The sequence below is a fragment of the Gilliamella sp. wkB178 genome (assembly GCF_001690705.1).
Taxonomy (GTDB): Bacteria; Pseudomonadota; Gammaproteobacteria; order Enterobacterales; family Orbaceae; genus Gilliamella; species Gilliamella apicola_K.
Genome location: NZ_LZGK01000015.1, coordinates 1 through 1,747, shown reverse-complemented (window position 1 = coordinate 1,747; position 1,747 = coordinate 1). Strand labels below are relative to the sequence as shown.

Genomic DNA, 1,747 nt, shown 5'->3' with positions numbered 1-1,747 from the left:
TATTTAACATAATATACATTATACCAACTTTAATATATTGATTTATAATAATTATTTATACCATTAATATGAACATAAAAATTCATGTAATAGGTAGTTAGCATAAAAGAAGAAATATAATATGCATTTTAAGATGTTCTGAATAAATAATTCGTAAGAATAAATTTAAAAAATCCTGCTGTGCTATTTTTTAAAGTGATTATTAAGTTATCGCACAAGCAATGTAGGTTTATCTCAAGTTATAATAATATTTGAGTATCTGATTATTGGAAATAATAAAAGTCACTTTGATGTCTATTTTCCAGTCAAGTTATCAGTGATATTGATTCACTTTATTTATTCCGAAGCAAAGATGTATTCTTACATTATCAGTTATGATATAGCTGTAAAGATGTTTCCTGAGAAGTATACGTTTCAGTATAAAAACCTACTTAAGTTGGTCTATCTAAATGAATAGCACTAAATTAATAGCTGCTCATTAGTTACACCACAGAATTGTGATTTTGTTTTTATATTGTTTTCAATTTAGAGTCAATAATGATTGCATAATATGAAGGGCTATATAACAGAAATAATGCTACTAAAGAATTCTAATTCGAATAATTAGTTTATCTATCGTACAAATCATTATTTGTAATTTAAATTGTAGTGAATAATTATTCCCATTATTTGTTTAATTGAACATATAAATACTTAAGTGCGCATAATGTATATTATGTTAAATAACCTTAATGCAAGGTTTTTATCCTAAAACTATTAAATTAGAGATTTCCTAATACCAGTTTAGTATTCCCCTCTATCTTTACTTATTCTTTAAAAAAATTTTTTAAGTGGCTAACAAATATAAAATAATACCTATGGAATAATTGTTGTTTCTTAATAAAGATGGTAATCTTATTAACCATACGCTAGGATTAAATAAATAAATAATTATGCAAAGCATTTACAAGCCATTACGATCGAACAGTTATTCTGTTCCCTGTGAATTATGTAGTATTGGCTCATTATGTATACCTATGTTACTAAATAATACCTTAGGTACAGTTTTAGATCGCAAAAAGTCTTATCTTAAAGACCAAATCTTAGTTACCCAAAATACCAAATTTATTAAATTCTATATCATTCATTCCGGTGCTCTAAAAACATATATCACCACTCAGGATAAGAATGAACAAATTAATGGATTCTATTTACCTGGTGATATTGTTGGGTTAGATTCGATTTCAACTCAAATATACAATAATAATATAAAAGCTCTTACCGATACCTTAGTTTGTGAATTGAAATATGATGAACTAATGTCTTTAATTGAAATTAATAAAAAAGTTAGAGATACTATTTTCAGTTTACTTAGTAATGACATTTATAATTATCAGAAATTAGTATTATGTTATTCGCAAAAAAAAGCTGATGAACGTTTAGCTGTTTTTATTTATTCTCTTTATCAACGCTATGAACAACGCGGTCACACATCACTAAACATAAAATTAGCGATGAGCAGAGCTGATATTGCCAATTATTTAGGCTTAACTATTGAAACAGTTAGCCGGTGTTTAACTAAATTTCAAGAAAAAAACATACTATCTGTAAAAGGTAAATACATCTTCATTAAGGATTTAAATGCCTTAATAGATTTAGGCAATTGAATTTATTATGTGTTAAAATAATCTAATAAAAAAAAATTACTGTAAGGTCTATCAAATATGATAAGTTTAAAGAAAACTCTTATTGCTGCTACTGTAGCAGT

Annotated in this window: 1 protein-coding gene; it reads left to right on the top strand. The window is 25.6% G+C overall.

Annotated features, from left to right (window positions below):
• Positions 1 to 1,016: 1,016 nt before the first annotated feature.
• Positions 1,017 to 1,646 (top strand): helix-turn-helix domain-containing protein, encoded by a 630-nt coding sequence (locus A9G13_RS09565; protein WP_176701962.1) that lies wholly within the window; start codon positions 1,017 to 1,019, stop codon positions 1,644 to 1,646.
• Positions 1,647 to 1,747 lie beyond the last annotated feature (101 nt).